Annotated in this window: 15 protein-coding genes and 1 pseudogene; 7 read left to right on the top strand and 9 right to left on the bottom strand. The window is 73.7% G+C overall.

The window, feature by feature from the left end; all coding sequences use genetic code 11:
• Positions 1 to 74: 74 nt before the first annotated feature.
• Positions 75 to 1268 (bottom strand): MDR family MFS transporter, encoded by a 1194-nt coding sequence (locus tag ACNF49_RS43410; RefSeq protein ID WP_482941365.1) that lies wholly within the window; start codon positions 1266 to 1268, stop codon positions 75 to 77.
• Here ACNF49_RS43410 and ACNF49_RS43405 point away from each other — a divergent pair.
• A pseudogene (locus tag ACNF49_RS43405) lies at positions 1150 to 1956 on the top strand (DUF5937 family protein); the annotation flags it as partial. The gene ACNF49_RS43410 and the pseudogene ACNF49_RS43405 sit on opposite strands and share 119 nt — an antisense overlap.
• Complete coding sequence (locus ACNF49_RS43400) at positions 1866 to 2291, top strand: winged helix-turn-helix domain-containing protein (RefSeq protein ID WP_482945662.1); 426 nt, start codon at positions 1866 to 1868, stop codon at positions 2289 to 2291. The pseudogene ACNF49_RS43405 and the gene ACNF49_RS43400, both read left to right, overlap by 91 nt.
• Before the next feature lie 20 nt (positions 2292 to 2311).
• Here the strand turns inward: ACNF49_RS43400 and ACNF49_RS43395 are convergent, their stop codons facing one another.
• Positions 2312 to 3292, bottom strand: a complete 981-nt coding sequence (locus tag ACNF49_RS43395; RefSeq protein ID WP_357967567.1) for a terpene synthase family protein — start codon at positions 3290 to 3292, stop codon at positions 2312 to 2314.
• Positions 3293 to 3300: 8 nt separating this feature from the next.
• Positions 3301 to 3846, bottom strand: a complete 546-nt coding sequence (locus tag ACNF49_RS43390; protein ID WP_357967570.1) for an EF-hand domain-containing protein — start codon at positions 3844 to 3846, stop codon at positions 3301 to 3303.
• A gap of 152 nt (positions 3847 to 3998) precedes the next feature.
• On the opposite strand from ACNF49_RS43390, the gene glnA reads away from it, so the two are divergent.
• Positions 3999 to 5360 (top strand): type I glutamate--ammonia ligase, encoded by a 1362-nt coding sequence (glnA, locus tag ACNF49_RS43385; protein WP_357967573.1) that lies wholly within the window; start codon positions 3999 to 4001, stop codon positions 5358 to 5360.
• Positions 5361 to 5385: 25 nt separating this feature from the next.
• Here glnA and ACNF49_RS43380 read toward each other — a convergent pair whose 3' ends face one another.
• Genes ACNF49_RS43380 through ACNF49_RS43370 form a run of 3 tightly spaced genes read right to left on the bottom strand, consistent with a single transcriptional unit; the run spans position 5386 to position 6367 of the window.
• The gene (locus tag ACNF49_RS43380; protein WP_482941364.1) at positions 5386 to 5730 is read right to left on the bottom strand and encodes a YciI family protein; all 345 of its coding nucleotides are present in this window, start codon (positions 5728 to 5730) and stop codon (positions 5386 to 5388) included.
• Positions 5731 to 5774: 44 nt separating this feature from the next.
• On the bottom strand, positions 5775 to 6149 hold the full coding sequence (locus ACNF49_RS43375; RefSeq protein ID WP_498703426.1) for a hypothetical protein: 375 nt from the start codon (positions 6147 to 6149) through the stop codon (positions 5775 to 5777).
• On the bottom strand, positions 6128 to 6367 hold the full coding sequence (locus ACNF49_RS43370) for an ATP-binding cassette domain-containing protein (RefSeq protein WP_482941362.1): 240 nt from the start codon (positions 6365 to 6367) through the stop codon (positions 6128 to 6130). The genes ACNF49_RS43375 and ACNF49_RS43370 overlap by 22 nt, the downstream gene beginning before the upstream one ends.
• 445 nt (positions 6368 to 6812) lie before the next feature.
• Between ACNF49_RS43370 and ACNF49_RS43365 the strand changes: the two genes are divergently transcribed.
• On the top strand, positions 6813 to 7526 hold the full coding sequence (locus ACNF49_RS43365) for a PaaI family thioesterase (RefSeq protein WP_357967580.1): 714 nt from the start codon (positions 6813 to 6815) through the stop codon (positions 7524 to 7526).
• Positions 7527 to 7582: 56 nt separating this feature from the next.
• Here ACNF49_RS43365 and ACNF49_RS43360 read toward each other — a convergent pair whose 3' ends face one another.
• On the bottom strand, positions 7583 to 8431 hold the full coding sequence (locus tag ACNF49_RS43360) for an alpha/beta fold hydrolase (RefSeq protein WP_482941361.1): 849 nt from the start codon (positions 8429 to 8431) through the stop codon (positions 7583 to 7585).
• Positions 8432 to 8543: 112 nt separating this feature from the next.
• Here ACNF49_RS43360 and ACNF49_RS43355 point away from each other — a divergent pair, with 112 nt between their 5' ends.
• Complete coding sequence (locus ACNF49_RS43355; RefSeq protein WP_482941360.1) at positions 8544 to 9230, top strand: type 1 glutamine amidotransferase; 687 nt, start codon at positions 8544 to 8546, stop codon at positions 9228 to 9230.
• A 76-nt stretch (positions 9231 to 9306) separates the two neighbouring features.
• On the opposite strand, the gene ACNF49_RS43350 is transcribed toward ACNF49_RS43355, so the two are convergent.
• On the bottom strand, positions 9307 to 9870 hold the full coding sequence (locus ACNF49_RS43350; RefSeq protein ID WP_357967587.1) for an HXXEE domain-containing protein: 564 nt from the start codon (positions 9868 to 9870) through the stop codon (positions 9307 to 9309).
• Positions 9871 to 9952: 82 nt separating this feature from the next.
• Between ACNF49_RS43350 and ACNF49_RS43345 the strand changes: the two genes are divergently transcribed.
• Together ACNF49_RS43345 and ACNF49_RS43340 are read left to right on the top strand one after the other, a co-directional pair.
• The gene (locus tag ACNF49_RS43345) at positions 9953 to 12874 is read left to right on the top strand and encodes a bifunctional [glutamine synthetase] adenylyltransferase/[glutamine synthetase]-adenylyl-L-tyrosine phosphorylase (protein ID WP_482941359.1); all 2922 of its coding nucleotides are present in this window, start codon (positions 9953 to 9955) and stop codon (positions 12872 to 12874) included.
• A gap of 33 nt (positions 12875 to 12907) precedes the next feature.
• Complete coding sequence (locus ACNF49_RS43340; protein ID WP_357967592.1) at positions 12908 to 13951, top strand: hypothetical protein; 1044 nt, start codon at positions 12908 to 12910, stop codon at positions 13949 to 13951.
• Positions 13952 to 13964: 13 nt separating this feature from the next.
• Here ACNF49_RS43340 and ACNF49_RS43335 read toward each other — a convergent pair whose 3' ends face one another.
• The gene (locus ACNF49_RS43335; protein ID WP_357967594.1) at positions 13965 to 14792 is read right to left on the bottom strand and encodes a LysR family transcriptional regulator; all 828 of its coding nucleotides are present in this window, start codon (positions 14790 to 14792) and stop codon (positions 13965 to 13967) included.
• Positions 14793 to 14816: the final 24 nt, after the last annotated feature.

The following is a 14816-nucleotide window of genomic DNA, read 5'->3' as shown; positions in this document are numbered from 1 at the left end:
GAAGCCAACATCCGATCAAAATTCTCTCAACGGCGGCGGATTCCGTGGAGCGCCGCCCATGACCTCAGGCCGGGTCAGCGCCGCCGGATCGCCGGGCCGAGGGCCAGCATGCCCGCCGCCGACACCAGCGCGACGCCGCCCACGGCGAACCACAGCGCCTTCGGCCCGGCCGCGAGCAGCGGGCCGCCCATCAGCGGTGCCAGCACCGAGGCCAGCGACCAGGCGAAGCCGAACAGCCCCGAGTACCGCCCCCGCAGGTGCTCGGGGGCCAGCGCGGCCACGATCGTCCCGGAGATGCCCGCGGTGATGATCTCGCCCACGGTCCACACCGCGATCGTGACGGCCAGCCAGAACGTCGTGGTGACGAAGGCCGTCAGCGCGAACCCGGCCCCCATGACGGCCAGCCCGAGCGCGAACGTGCGGGAGGGGTCCCTGCGCCCGAGCCAGCCGGAGACCAGCGGCTGCACGACGACGATCAGCACCCCGTTCAGCGCCATGGCCAGGCCGAACTGCCCCGTGGTCAGCTTCACCACCGACGTCATCGCGACCGGCAGCATGGTCACGGTCTGCAGGTAGACCAGCGCGTTGCCGAGCACGACCAGCGTGAAGGCCACCATCAGCCGGTCGCGCAGCACGACGCCGAACCCGCCGCCCGACCCGCGCGCCGGCGGCCGGGTCTCGGGCACCGCCCGCCACACCAGCGCGGCGAAGAGCAGGCACGAGGCCGCGTCGATCCAGAACAACCAGGCGAACCCGACGCTCGCCAGCCAGCCGCCGGCCGTCATGCCGACCGCGTAACCCAGGTTGATCGCCCAGAACAGCAGCCCGTACGCGCGGGCCCGCTCCGACGGCGACACCAGGTCGGCCACCAGGGCGCTGGACGCCGGCCGGTAGATGTCGATCACCAGCCCGAGCACGAACATGGAGGCGACGATCGCCGGCAGCGAGGTGCTGTAACCGAGCGCCAGCATGGTGGCGGCGGTGGCCAGCATGCCGCCCGACAACGTGACCCGGCGCCCGATCCGGTCGGTGAGTACGCCGGCGAGGATCTGCGACAGCAGCGAGCCCGCGCCGTAGACGCCCATGACCAGGCCCACGGCGGTCACCGACATGCCGCGCGAGTGGGTCAGGTACACGCCGGTGAACGGCATGACCAGGGTGCCCAGGCGGTTGACGAGGGTGCCGCTCCACAGGGCCCAGAAGGGCCGCGGCAGTCCGCCGATCTGGGAGCGGAGGAAGGAAGGCTTTTCGACAGCGGTGCTAGACACGGATAAAGGGTCAGGTCTGGGTGGCCGAGGTGCCATCGATTTAGTGCACACTAAAACCATGGCCGTCACCTGGGACCTCAAGCCGGAGGACGTCGCGCGCATCCGGTTCGCGTTCTCGCCCATGTGGGAGCTGGTCGCGAGCCTGCGCACCCTCCAGGACCCCTCCAGGCAGTCGATCCACCTGCCCTGGATCAAGGCCGTGCGCCCCCGGCTGGCCGGGCTCGACCTCGACGAGTTGTTCGCGCTGGTCCCGCCGTCCGGCTACCTGGCCGACTTCATCACCCCGCCCCCGCAGACGCCGCTGCCCGACTTCGCCGCCGAGCTGGCGCAGGTCCGCGGCACGCCGCCGGAACGCGCCCGCACGGAGGCCGCGACCATCGCGGGCACCGACCGGGGGCTGCTCGACCGGTTCATGGCGGACCCGGCGGCCGGCGTCGCCCGGGTGGCCGGGGCGCTGGAGACCTACTGGCGGGCCTGCTTCGAGGAGTTCTGGCCGCGCGTCTACGGGCTGCTCGAACGCGACGTGCTGCGCCGCTCCCGCCAGCTCACCCAGGGCGGGGCCAGGGAGCTGTTCGCCGGGCTCGGCCCCGCCGTGGAGTGGACGGGGGAGCAGCTGCTCATCGACCGGCCCTGGTGCCACGCGGGCGGCCTGCACGGCGACGGGCTGCTGCTGGTGCCGAGCGCGTTCTACTGGCCGTCGGTGGCCGTGATGTCGGCTCCGTACCAGTCGATGCTCGTCTATCCGGTGCTCGGCGTCGGCACGCTGTGGGAGCAGGGCCCGCCCCCGCCCCCGGCGCGCTGGCCGCGCTCATCGGCCGCAGCCGGGCGCAGATCCTGCTCGCGCTGGCCGAGCCGAGCACCACCTCGGCGCTGGCCGCCCGGATGTCGCTCACCCCGGGCGCGGTCAGCCAGCACCTCGGGGTGCTCAGCGACGGCGGGCTGGCGGTGGGCCTGCGCCTCGGCAAGCAGGTCGTCTACCGCCGGACGGCGGCCGGCGACATGCTCGCCGGCGCCTCCCTCTGACCGGCTCCCGCTGACCGGCCTCAGGCGTACCGGGACGACTCCAGCAGCCAGTCCAGGTGGGCGCGCGGCGCGGCCAGGTAGGCGCAGGCGACCTTGCTGACGTCCCTGGCCGCCTTGGGCGGCAGGTCGTCGAGCGGCAGCCGCCTGGCTGCCCGGTTCATGTCCTGGCAGCGCCCGGCGATCCGGTCGAGCACCCACGCGACGGCCTCGCGCTCGCCCAGCCCGAGCTGCCGGACCGCCAGCACGACCAGGTTGTGCACGTCGCCGCGCTCCTTGGGCCGCGAGGCGACGTCGTTGCACCAGGCCGTGACGTCGCTGCAGGCGTCCACCAGCTCCCGCCAGGGCTCGCACTGGACCATCCAGGCCGGCACCTCGACCCGCAGGCACGGCTCCACCAGGTCGTACAGGTAGGGGCCCACGGTGCCCCTGCGCAGGGCCGGGTACTCCTCCAGCGTCGGCATGCGCCCGGCGGCCCGGTTGTCGGCCTCGGTGCGGCACGCGTCGGCCTGGCGGCGCAGGTTGACCGCGAAGCGGGCGCGCCACTGGTCGCTCATCCGCGCGCTGGTCACCCGCCACAGGTCGGCGAAGGCCGCCTCCAGCGGATGCCGGGCCGCGCCCTTGAGCATGCCGCCGAAGATGTCCAGCGGGCACGACCCCTCGTCCAGCTCGTCGTCGAGGTGGAACAGCCAGGTCAGCCACTGGGCGAACAGCGCCGCCGCGGCCGCGTCGAACTCGGCGAACGCGCGCCCGGCCATCCGGTGGAAGCCCACCCCGGCGTCGGCGCGCAGGCCCGTCCGCCTGGCCCAGTCGATGACCGCGGCCTCGATGGCGTACACGGCCGGGTGCATCCGGCAGGGCGCCCCCATCGCCGGCACCCGCTCGACGAGCGGCAGCAGCGCCAGCGCGGGCGAGCCGCCCTTGCGCGGCAGCGGCAACATCGGCTTCCAGTGCAGGACCGAGCGGAGCGCGGTGCGCACCGTGGCGAACACGGTGGTGCTCACGGCCGTGTTCACAGCGGACCGTAAAGCCAGTTGCCCGCGGCGTTCGGGTCTGAGCTGCGGTAGTAGTCCTCGGCCGCGCGGATCAGCTCCTCGACGGTGAGTGCGCCTCTGCCCTCGCGGTCGAGCCGGTCGAACGCCTCGTCCACGTCGTCGTAGGCGGTGCCGAACGCGCTCAGCATCGTACGGAACTCGCCCGGCCGGATCAGGCCGTCGCCGTCGCCGTCGCAGAGCTGGGCCACCGCCACCGTCGCCGGCCGGAACACCGGCCCGTACCGGTCGCCGGTGACGAACGCCGCCGTCATCCCGCCGCGGAAGTCCGTACGCGCGATGCCGGATTCGCCGTCGCGGTCGAGCGCCCGCGACAACGTCGACCAGATGCCGTCGAAGCTGCCGACGAGCCGGTTGCCGGTGACCGAGGTGGGGGACTCCCCGAAACCCACCAGCAGGCGCGCGCCCAGCCCCAGCAGGTCCTCCCGCTCGACGACGCCGTTGCCGTTCGCGTCGATGTGGTCGAACGCCCGATCGAGCTTGTGATTGAGCAGGTCGATAGCCACCAATGCCTCCCCCGAGACTAACTGCGTGATCACAGTAGATCTGGGCGGCCCCTTTGTCAGTGAGGCTCGCACCGGCGCCCCCCGTAACGTGTGCGAAACACGGGCACGGCATGCTGATACAAGACCCGCACTGTCTTCAACGAGGGGACGCCTTGGACCGCCAGCAGGAGTTCGTGCTCCGCACGCTAGAGGAACGCGACATCCGGTTCATCCGGCTCTGGTTCACCGACGTCCTCGGCTTCCTCAAGTCCGTCGCGATCGCGCCCGCCGAGCTGGAAGGCGCCTTCTCCGAGGGCATCGGCTTCGACGGCTCGGCGATCGAGGGCTTCGCCCGCGTCTACGAGTCCGACATGCTGGCCAAGCCCGACCCCTCGACGTTCCAGATCCTGCCCTGGCGCAGCGAGACGCCGGGCGCGGCGCGCATCTTCTGCGACATCCTGATGCCCGACGGCACCCCGTCGCACGCCGACCCGCGCTGGGTGCTCAAGCGCACGCTCGCCAAGTGCGCCGACATGGGGTTCACCTTCTACACCCACCCCGAGATCGAGTTCTTCCTGCTGAAGAACCGTCCCGAGGCCGGGCAGCGGCCCGAGCCGATCGACTCCGGCGGCTACTTCGACCACACGCCCCACAGCTCCGGCCACGACTTCCGGCGCCAGGCGATCATGATGCTGGAGTCGATGGGCATCTCCGTCGAGTTCAGCCACCACGAGGGCGCCCCCGGCCAGCAGGAGATCGACCTGCGCTACGCCGACGCGCTCACCACGGCCGACAACATCATGACGTTCCGGCTGATCATGAAGGAGGTCGCCCTGGAGCAGGGCATCTGGGCCTCGTTCATGCCCAAGCCGTTCACCGAGCACCCGGGCTCGGGCATGCACACGCACATGTCGCTGTTCGAGGGCGACCGCAACGCCTTCCACGAGGCGGGCACCGACTACCGGCTGTCGAAGATCGGGCGCTCGTTCATCGCGGGCCTGCTGCGGCACGCCGCCGAGATCACCGCCATCACCAACCAGTGGGTCAACTCCTACAAGCGGCTGTGGGGCGGCGCCGAGGCCATCGCGGGGCAGGGCGGCGAGGCCCCCTCCTACGTGTGCTGGGGGCACAACAACCGCTCGGCGCTGGTCCGGGTGCCCATGTACAAGCCGCACAAGGGCGGCTCGACCCGCATCGAGTTCCGCTCACTCGACTCGGCGTGCAACCCGTACCTGGCCTTCGCGCTGGTGCTGGCCGCCGGGCTCAAGGGCATCGAGGAGGGCTACGAGCTGCCGCCGGCCGCCGAGGACAACGTCTGGACCCTGACCAGCGCCGAGCGCCGGGCCCTGGGCATCCAGCCGCTGCCCGGCTCGCTCGACGAGGCCATCGCCGTCATGGAGCGCAGCGAGCTGGTGGCCGAGACGCTGGGCGAGCACGTCTTCGACTTCTTCCTGCGCAACAAGCGGGCCGAGTGGCGCGAGTACCGCCGTACGGTCACCGAGTTCGAGCTGGGCCGCTACCTGCCGGTGTTGTGAGGCCGGGCGGGGAGACCCGCCCGGTTCAGCCCTTGAACTCGCGCACCTCGACCGGCAGCACGCCCACGGCGCGCGCGAGCCGGCGCCCCCACTCCAGCGCGCCGTCCAGGTCGGGGGCCCGGATGACGGTGAACCCGCCGACGTGCTCCTTGCCCTCGGTGTAGGGGTCGTCGGTGGTGAACGTCTCGTCCGCGCGCATCCGGATCACCGACGCCTGCTCGGCCGGGGCCAGGCCGCCGGAGAAGACCCACACGCCGGCCGCGCGCATCTCCGCCTCGACCGCGCCGATGTCACGCATGATCGGCTCCAGGACCGCGGGCTCGGGCGGCGGGCCGTCGGGCTCGAACAGGGTGAGCAGGTACTGCTTCATGGCGGGGTCCTTCCTCGTGCGTCCATGTCCCCCTCGGGACGCCGTCAGTCGGCGGGGGCGCGGTCGGCGCTGTCGAAGACGATGTGCGTCAGCAGGTCGGCCTCGGCGCGGGTGAGCACGTGCGCGCTGACGGCCGGGGCCGGGTCGCCGCCGGTCACCCGTGCCAGCAGGCTCTCCCAGCGGCGGCGGTGGCGGGCGAACGTGCGGGGCGCCACCACCCGGCCCCTGGCGTGCTGCCCGGCGACCGCCGCCTCCGGCGGCGCGTCGAGCAGCAGCAGGTGGAAGCTCGCCCGCTGCCTGCGGGCCAGCCAGGCGAACCCCTTCAGCACGTACGTGGCGCAGCCCCGGTTGTGCGCGAGGACCGCCCGCCCGCCGGCCAGCGCCCGGCTGATGCGGCTCAGGTGGGTGGCGAACACCACGGCGCGGCGCACCGGACGGGGGCCCAGGGAATGCGGCCGTCCCAGCGCAGGCGGGACTGCCCCGAGTCGATCACCACGACCGCGTCGGCGGCGACGGGCGCGCTCTCGGCGCCGTGGAGGCCGTAGAGGCGGCGCAGCAGCGTGGTCTTGCCGGCGCCGGGCAGCCCGGTCAGGATGACCAGCGACCCGGGCGGAAAGCGTAACGTCGCCCGCTGCACAGACCCACCCCGCCCGATCGGATTCGCTTCGACCCCTGTGCGCGCCAGCATAGGGCGCGGCGGCACACGGCGGGCGGGCCCGGCCGCCGGAACGGTCCGACGGGATTCACCGGGAATGGGCCCGGGGCGGGGAAATCACGGGATAAGGTACTGCCGACGCCTTGATCGGTCTCACCCCGGATACAGATACGGCTCCGGGTTGGGGCCGATTTTCGTTGTTCCTCACCCCCGAGTCACATCCGTGCCATGGACGGCGCCGACCCTGGGAGGGGACGGCAGGGGGCGGCCGGGGAAGTTTCGGCCACGCCTGTGGCGTTATGGCATGAGTCGGCCGTCGTTCAGGGACCCCCAGCATCGTGGTAATCCGGGAGTCCAGTAAAATCGGCCTACTCTTTACGATATTTCCGGACTTCTCGCCTTGTGGGGCGATATTGGAGGGTGTGGCATGACGACGGCTGCCCTGCAGACCGTGTTGACCGTTCCCGAGCGTTTCCGGGGCCCGGTGGGAGTCGCCAACGGCGGCTGGATCGCGGGCACCATGGCAGAGGCGCTGAACGGCGGCCGATCAGCGGTCGAGGTCACGCTGCACGCGCCCACGCCCCTGGAGACCGAGCTGCGCCTGGAGCACGTCGCCAACAGCGTCTCGCTGTCCGACGGCGACAAGGTCCTGGTCGAGGCCATCCCCGTCGCCGAGACCCTGGCCGGGCCCGGGTTCGTGCCGTTCACCGACGCCGCCCGCGCCGAGGCCGGGTTCGTCGGCCTGCAGGCTCACCCGTTCGCCGAGTGCTTCGCCTGCGGCCTGCGCGAGCCGGGCGACGGCCTGCGCATCTTCCCCGGCCCGGTGGAGGGCTCCGACCTGGTCGCCGCCGGGTGGCGGGTGCCGTTCACGGTGAGCGGTGAGGACGGCGTGCCCGCCTCGATCGTGGGCGCGGTGCTCGACTGCATCACCGGCTGGGCGCACTTCGGCCCCGGTGAGTCGGCCCTGCTCGGCCGCCTGGTCGTGCAGATCAACGGCCCGGTGCTGCCGGGTGGCCGCTACTCCGTGGTGGCCCGTCCGACCGGCCGCGACGGCCGCAAGATGTACGGCGAGAGCGGCATCTACGAGGACGACGGGACCCTGGTGGCCGCCGCCCGCGCCACGTGGATCGCTCCACGCTGACCTGCTCAGAACAACGGCCCCCGAGCTCGGCTCGGGGGCCGTTGTCATGTCCAGGGTCAGGGCCCGGTGATCCGTTCCAGGACGGTCGTCACCGGCTGCTCGTCGAACAGGATCGTGTAGTGGTTGCAGTCGGGCACGACCTCGTCGCGCAGGCCGGGCACGCGGGCCGTCCAGGTCCGGGCGACCTCGTCGGGGAGCATGCCGGTGTCCTGGTTCAGCAGGCCGCGCGGGGCCCGGAGCAGGTAGGTCGGCGCCTTGATCTCGGCCAGCGCGGCGCCGATCCCGGCGGTCTCGGTACGCATCCAGCGCCCGTCCGCCATCACGGCCTCACCGACCGCTCGTGAGCGCATCGCGCCCTCGGGGCCGGCCAGGTCGTAACGCACGTACGCCTCCACGTCGGGGCTCCAGTGGCCGACGAAGGCCGGATGGGCCTTGAAGAAGTCCACGTACTCCTCCGGGGAGGCGAACGTCTGACGCAACCGGGCGAGCGCGGGGCCGAGCGTGGCCGCCAGCGCGGCGTCGGGGTCCTCGCCCTCGGGCAGGGGGAGCGGGAGGCCGCCGTCCACCAGGACGACCCGTTCGAAGGCGCGCTCGGCCCCGGCCAGCACGGCCACGTACGCGCCCATCGAATGGCCGGCCAGCACCGCGTCCGGGCCCGCGCCGACGTGCTCGGCGACGCGCAGGACGTCCTCGGCGTGCCGGGGCAGCCCGTACGGGCCGGGCAGGGAGGCGCTGTGACCGCGGCCGCGCAGGTCCATCGCGATCAGCGACCACTCCTCGGGCAGCCGCCGCCCGACCGCGCCCCAGGCCATCAGCGAGGCGCTGATGCCGTGGACCGCGATGACCTTGCGGGGGCCGGTGCCGAACGTGGCGACGCGGAGCCCGCCCACTTCGTCGAATCTCATAGCCGGATCCTAGGGATGCCGTCCGGGGCCGGGCGTCACCGCCCGTGCGCGGGCACTTCGCATGACGGACGTAAGGGCGCTTTCACCAAAAAATGCGGATAAATTACCCGCTATGCGCATCACCGTGATCGAGCACGAGGCCGGCGCCGGGCTCGGCTACCTGGCGGACTGGCTGGGCCTGACCTGCGACGTCGTCCGGCCGTACCGGGGCGAGCCGGTGCCGGGACGGGCCGCCGACGGCCTGATCGTGCTCGGCGGCGCCGCGGCCGCCTGGGAGGACGAGCGCAGCCCCTGGCAGCCCGCCACCCGCGCCCTGCTGCGCCGTGCGGTGGAGGAGGGCACGCCCACGCTCGGCATCTGCCTCGGTGCCCAGCTTCTCACCCTGGCACTCGGCGGCACGGTCGAGCGCGGCGGGAACGGCCTGGAGGTGGGGGCGTGCGAGGTGGTCGCGCTGCCCGCCGCCGCCTCCGACCGGCTGCTGTCCGGCGTCCCGGCCAGGGCCACCGCCGTCCAGTACCACCAGGACGCCATGACGCGGCTGCCGGCGGGCGCGGTGCCGCTGATGACCGGCGTCCAGTACCCGAACCAGGCCTACCGGGTCGGCGAGCGCGCCTGGGCGGTGCAGTTCCACCCCGAGGCCACCCCGGAGATCTTCACCTCCTGGACGGAGGAGTCGGACCTGGAGTCGGCCGAGGACCTGAACGCCGCCGTCAGGGCCGCCGAGCCCGCCCTGGTCGCGACCTGGCGCCCGGTCGCCGAGGCGTTCGCCCGGGTGGTCGAAGCCTCCCACCCGGCCTGACGCCCGCCCCCGAACCTCCCGCCCGGCCTGACCGCTCAGCTCGGCTCGGGGGCCGGGGGTGAGATGTCGGTGCGGGTCAGAACCAGCGGTCGCGGCCGAGGCCGTCCGTGGCCGAGGACTCGGCGGCCCGCTCGTGGCGGCGGGTGAGCAGGTGGGCGGCCGCGTGCACGCCCCCCACCGTCAGCGGCAGCGCCGCGAGCCCGAACGCGGTCGACCGCCCCGGCGCCGCCACCACCCCCGCCCGCCGCAACCGCCGCCACGCCCACGCCGAGAACGGGATCACCACCAGCGGCGCCGTCACCACCCCCGGCGTGTACCCCCGCGTGGCGACCGCCTGCGCCAGGTGGACGACCCCGTGCAGCCCGAACCCGGCCAGCACCGCCTGGAACACCGGGCTGCGCCCGCCGCTGCGCGCCCCCAGCGCCGCGGCCCCCGCCACCACGCCGCCCATCAGCCCGATCGCCACGTTCACCCGCGCCTGCGACACCTCCAGCCGCTCCCACGGCACCCCCGGGTACATCCGCTCCAGCCGGGGACGGGCCCGCCGCGCCCATCCCGCCATGGTCGCCAGCTCCTCGGCGTCGTGCACGGCCCAGGCCGCCAGCAATCCCCAGGTCACCGCCGCGGGCATCCGGCTCATGTCGTCCCCTCCTCAGCAAAACGCAACGCTACGTTGCGTTGTACTCTACGGCTTTCCGGACGTCACCTGTCAAGATGAGCAGGTGCCCAGGATCGAATCGACCGCCGCACGCCTCGCCAAGCTCGGCTTCGCCGACGGTGCCAGAGCCGCGCAGCTGCTCGACCGCACCCCGGCCGATCTCGACGACCTCCTGGAGTTCCTGGTCGCCGTGGCCGATCCCGACCTGGCCCTGGTCTCGCTGATCCGCCTGGCCGAGCGTGAGCCGGCCGTCCTGGCCGCGGTGCGCGCGGACGAGCGGCTCAGGGCGCGCCTGTTCGCCGTGCTCGGCGTCAGCGCCGCGCTCGGCGAGCACCTGGTCCGCCACCCCGGTCAGGCGGCCCTGCTGGCCGAGCCCGAGCTGGGCGAGGCGCGCGCCGCGCTGCTGCACGCCGTCGGCGCCGAGCCCGGCGAGCCCGAGCCGCGCGCCGGCGCCCCCGACCCGCTGGTGGCGCTGCGGGTGGCCTACCGGGGCCGGCTCATGCACCTGGCCGCCCGCGACCTCACCGGGCAGGCCACGCTCCCGGAGGTCATGGCCGAGCTGTCCGACCTGGCCGGCGCGGCGCTGGAGGCCGCCCTCGCCATCGCCCGCGCCGAGGTCGACGACTCCGAGGCGCGCCTGGCGGTCATCGGCATGGGCAAGTGCGGCGCGCGTGAGCTCAACTACATCAGCGACGTCGACGTGATCTTCGTCGCCGAGCCGCGCGAGGGCGCCGACGAGACCAAGGCGCTGCGTTCGGCGACCAGGCTGGCCCAGGCCATGATGCGGGCCTGCACGGCGGCCACCCAGGAGGGCTCGCTGTGGGAGGTCGACGCCGGCCTGCGCCCCGAGGGGCGGTCCGGCCCGCTGGTCCGCACGCTGGCCAGCCACCTGGCCTACTACCGCCGCTGGGCCAAGACCTGGGAGTTCCAGGCGCTGCTCAAGGCCCGGCCGGTGGCGGGCGACCAGGAGCTCGGCGAGTCCTACGTCCAGGCGGTCAACGACCTGGTCTGGACGGCCGCCACCCGCGAGCACTTCGTGGAGGACGTGCAGGCCATGCGCCGCCGCGTCGAGTCGCACGTGCGCGCCGAGGGGGAGCGGCAGCTCAAGCTGGGGCCAGGCGGGCTGCGCGACATCGAGTTCGCCGTCCAGCTCCTGCAGCTCGTGCACGGCAGGCTCGACCCGCTGCTGCGCCGCCGGGGCACCCTCCCGGCCCTGGCCGCCCTCTCGCGCGGCGGCTACGTCGGCCGCGACGACTCGCGCGGGCTCGCCGAGGCGTACGCGTTCCTGCGCCAGGTCGAGCACCTGTTGCAGCTCCACCGACTGCGGCGGACGCACCTGCTGCCCACCGACGAGGCCGACCTGCGCAGACTCGGCCGCGCCCTCGGCATGCAGGCCGACCCGGTGGGGGAGTTCACCGCCCGGTGGCGGCGGCACGCCATGGAGGCGCGCCGGCTGCACGAGAAGCTGTTCTACCGGCCGCTGCTCCAGGCGGTGGCCCGGCTGCCGGAGTCGGAGGCGCGGCTGTCCACGGCCGCGGCGGCGGCCCGGCTGGAGGCGCTCGGCTACGTCGATCCCAACGGCGCGCTGCGGCACATCGCGGCGCTGTCCACGGGCGTGTCCAGGCGCGCGGCCATCCAGCGCACGCTGCTGCCCGTCATGCTCGGCTGGTTCGCCGACACGCCCGACCCCGACGCGGCGCTGCTCGGCTTCCGCCAGGTCAGCGACAAGCTCGGCAGCACCCCCTGGTACCTGCGGCTGCTGCGCGACGAGACGGCGGTGGCCGCCCGGATGGCGCGGGTGCTCGGCACCGGCCGCTACGCCACCGGCCTGCTCATGCACGCCCCCGACGCGGTCGCGATGCTCGGCTCCGACGCGGAGCTGGCCGTGCGCCCGCCCGAGTCGCTGCGCGGCGAGGCGTCGGCCGCGGTGTCCCGGCACGCCGGCGACCCGGAGACCGCGGTGGCGGCCGTGCGGGGGCTGCGCCGCAGGGAGCTGTTCCGCACGGCCGTCGCCGACATCTCGGGGCTCCTCGACATCGAGACCGTCGGCACGGCCCTGTCGTCGCTCACCGACGTGACCCTCCAGGCCGCGCTCGACGCCGCGCTGGCCAAGGCCCCGGACGTGACCAGGTTCGCGGTCATCGCCATGGGCCGGCTCGGCGGCATGGAGTGCTCGTACGCCAGCGACGCCGACGTGATGTTCGTGCACTCGCCGCTGCCCGGCGTCGAGGAGCGGGAGGCCGCCGACGCCGCCTTCGCCGTGGCCAACGAGCTGCGCCGGCTGCTGTCGCTGCCCGCGCCCGACCCGCCGCTGCTCATCGACCCCGACCTGCGCCCCGAGGGCCGCCAGGGGCCGCTGGTGCGCACGCTGGCCTCCTACCGCGCCTACTACGCCCGCTGGTCGTCGCCGTGGGAGTCGCAGGCGCTGCTGCGCGCCCGCTTCTCGGCCGGCGACACCGCCCTCGGCGACGCGTTCATTTCGATGATCGACGAGCTGCGCCACCCGGCCGGCGGGCTGGGCGAGGACGCGATCAGGGAGATCAGGCGGCTCAAGGCGCGCATGGAGGCCGAGCGGCTGCCGCGCGGCGCCGACCCCGCCCTGCACACCAAGCTCGGCCCCGGCGGGCTGTCGGACGTGGAGTGGGTGGCCCAGCTGCTCCAGCTCTGCCACGCGGGCGAAGTGCCGGCCCTGCGCACCACCCGTACCATCGCGGCGCTGCGCGCGGCGGCGGCCGAGGGGCTGCTCGATCCGGACGACGAGCGCGTGCTGGCCGAGGCGTGGCGGTTCGCCTCCAGGGTCCGTGACGCGATCATGCTGGTCCGGGGCAGGCCGGGGGACAGCGTGCCGGCCGAGGCGGGGGAGCGCAGGCTCATCGCCCGTACGCTCGGCTACCCGCCGGACGGCTCGGAGGACTTCCTCGACGACTACCGCCGTGTCACCCGCCGCGCCCGCCAGGTCGTCGAGCGCGTCTTCTACGGGGGTTGATCCCGGTCCACGCGGGGGTGTATCAAGGCGCAGGTGTTATCCGTTTACGTGGACCTGGCCCTCGGCCTGGTCGTGTCGTTCCTGCTGCTCTCACTGCTGGTGAGCGGGGTCAACGAGGCGTTCGTGCGCCTGCTCGCCATCCGCAGCAAGTTCCTGTGGGCGTACCTCAGGGACACCCTCGACGGCGCCGACGCGCAGGGCAGGTCGTGGCTGCCCGCCAAGGTGCGCGACGTGTTCGCCGCGCTGCCGTTCTCCCGCGATCCCCGGCCCGCCCACAGCGACCAGCCCGCGCCCGCCGAGCCCGGCACGCTGCCGGTCGCCGAGCCCAAGGCGCAGGACGCCATGGTCCGGCTGCTGTACGAACGCGTCCAGGAGATCGACCACCCGACGAAGGGCCGGACGAGCATCGCCAACATCCCGCCGGGGCGCTTCGCCGTCGCCCTGATGGAGATGGCGGCCGCCGAGCCCGGGGGCGTCGAGGGCTTCCTGGCCAAGCTCAAGGAGATGGGCAGCCCCCTGTACGGCCACCTGCGCGGCGTCTGGGAGACCGCGCAGCGCGACCTCGACCGGTTCAGGCAGGGCGTCGAGACCTGGTTCGACGGCGAGATGGAACGCCTGTCGATGTTGTACAAGCGCTACGTCAAATGGGTGGTGGCCGTCCTCGGCCTCCTGGTCACGCTGCTGTTCACCATGGACGGCCTGGAGTACGGCAAGACGCTGCTGCGCGACAACGCCTTCCGCGCCTCGGTGACCGCCGTGGCCGAGGCGGGCCCGGCGGCCTACGACGAGCTCAAGGCCCGGTGCGGCCAGTCCGACCCCGTGCCGTGCATCACCGAGACGCTCAGCGAGCCCGCGATGGTCCAGATGCTCCAGCACGCGCTGGTCAGCATCGCCATCCCGGCCGAGGGCGACCCCACGCTCCACTGGAACGGCGCCACCTGGTGGAGCCGGCTCACCACCCCCAGCCACTGGCCCGGCTACCTGCTGACGTACGTGGCCCTGCTGTTCGGCGCCCCCTTCTGGTGGGACGTGTTCCGCCGCATCACCGGCATCAAGGCCCGGCGCAAGGACCAGTGAACGGGCCGCCGGGTCAGGCGCTCATGGCGTACAGCACGTCCCGCAGCGACTCCTCGCGCCCGCGCAGCCAGACCAGGCGCAGGGCCAGCGCGGGCGCCCGGCAGTCGAGCGCGACCAGCGCGCCGGAGTCGAGGTCGGCGCCCAGCGCGAAGTCCGGCAGCAGGGCCTGCCCGAAGCCCTGCCTGGCCCACTCGCGGGCGGTGGCGATGCTGGTCAGCTCCCTGCGCGGCACGTCCGGGCCGAACGTCTGGTCGGCCGCGAGCCGGATCGAGCAGCCGGGCGGGCTCACCAGCAGCGGCTCCCGCTCGCCGTCGGGCGCGGCGACCAGCGACAGCACGACCTCGCCGACGTCGAGGAAGTCCATGCCGGGCGGCGGGGTGAACCCGAGGCCGCCGATCCGCGGGCCGAGGTCGAGCAGGAGTGCCGCGTCCAGGTCGCCGGCGGCCACCTGGGCCAGCAGGTCCTGCCGCATCAGGGAGCGTACGTCCACGTCCAGGTCGGGGCGGCGGTCGGACAGGCGGCGCAGCACGGCGGGCAGCCGGGCGGCGGCCAGCATCTCCAGCGCGCCGACGCGCACCCGGCGGCGCCGGCCGGTGACCGCGCGGCGCACCTCCTCGGCGTGGTCGAGCAGGCCCTGCGCGCGGCCGAGCAGCGCGGCGCCGGCCTCGGTCAGCCGCATGCCCTGGGGCGTGCGCTCGAACAGCGGCACGCCGAGGCTGTCCTCCAGCCTGCGCACCTGCTCCGACACCGACGCCGGGGCCAGGCCGAGCACGTTCGCCGCGCCGGTGACGGTGCCCGCCCCCGCGACGGCGACGAAGCCCCTCAACTGCCGCAAGTCCATATACAGCAGCATAAGGTTTTCCCG

It is taken from the genome of Actinomadura sp. ATCC 39365 (assembly GCF_054392275.1).
Note: the sequence above shows the minus strand (reverse complement) of the source record. Positions and strands in the feature narration are given on the sequence as shown.

Bases quoted from the DNA above. Each gene is read 5' to 3' on its own strand.
- ACNF49_RS43380 (WP_482941364.1), bottom strand. From the start codon at position 5,730: ATGAAGCAGTACCTGCTCACCCTGTTCGAGCCCGACGGCCCGCCGCCC.
- ACNF49_RS43365 (WP_357967580.1), top strand. From the start codon at position 6,813: ATGACGACGGCTGCCCTGCAGACCGTGTTGACCGTTCCCGAGCGTTTC.
- ACNF49_RS43360 (WP_482941361.1), bottom strand. From the start codon at position 8,431: ATGAGATTCGACGAAGTGGGCGGGCTCCGCGTCGCCACGTTCGGCACC.
- ACNF49_RS43355 (WP_482941360.1), top strand. From the start codon at position 8,544: ATGCGCATCACCGTGATCGAGCACGAGGCCGGCGCCGGGCTCGGCTAC.
- ACNF49_RS43350 (WP_357967587.1), bottom strand. From the start codon at position 9,870: ATGAGCCGGATGCCCGCGGCGGTGACCTGGGGATTGCTGGCGGCCTGG.
- ACNF49_RS43335 (WP_357967594.1), bottom strand. From the start codon at position 14,792: ATGGACTTGCGGCAGTTGAGGGGCTTCGTCGCCGTCGCGGGGGCGGGC.